The organism is Sphingomonas sp. 10B4, assembly GCF_035019905.1.
Lineage (GTDB): Bacteria > Pseudomonadota > Alphaproteobacteria > Sphingomonadales > Sphingomonadaceae > Sphingomonas > Sphingomonas glacialis.
Window position 1 is genome coordinate 1 of record NZ_JASJVC010000431.1, and the last position, 255, is coordinate 255.

A 255-nucleotide genomic window follows, 5' to 3' on the forward strand; every position below is an offset into this window, starting at 1 on the left:
GGATTACACCATTCCAAAAATAGTACGTCGTCCATGATGACCACACCATCCGGCAACAAAGTCATGGCTTGGCGAAAGCGCGCCAGCCACTCTGCCAGTTCAGCCTGGTTTTTTTCATCGCCACGGCGCAGGCGATACAAACGAGAAAATACGTCAGTCCATGCACCCCAGCCATCGGGCAGCCGAACCGTATTTGGGTTGTCCAGCCAGTCAGAGAGTCGCAGTAAATAAAATAACTGGATACCAATCAAACCT

At 51.0% G+C, this 255-nt stretch carries 1 protein-coding gene; it reads right to left on the reverse strand.

The features are described from left to right. Positions 1 to 255, reverse strand: a 255-nt coding sequence (locus tag QN347_RS20390; protein WP_323494489.1) for a phosphate regulon sensor protein PhoR, incomplete at both ends; no start/stop codon positions are given.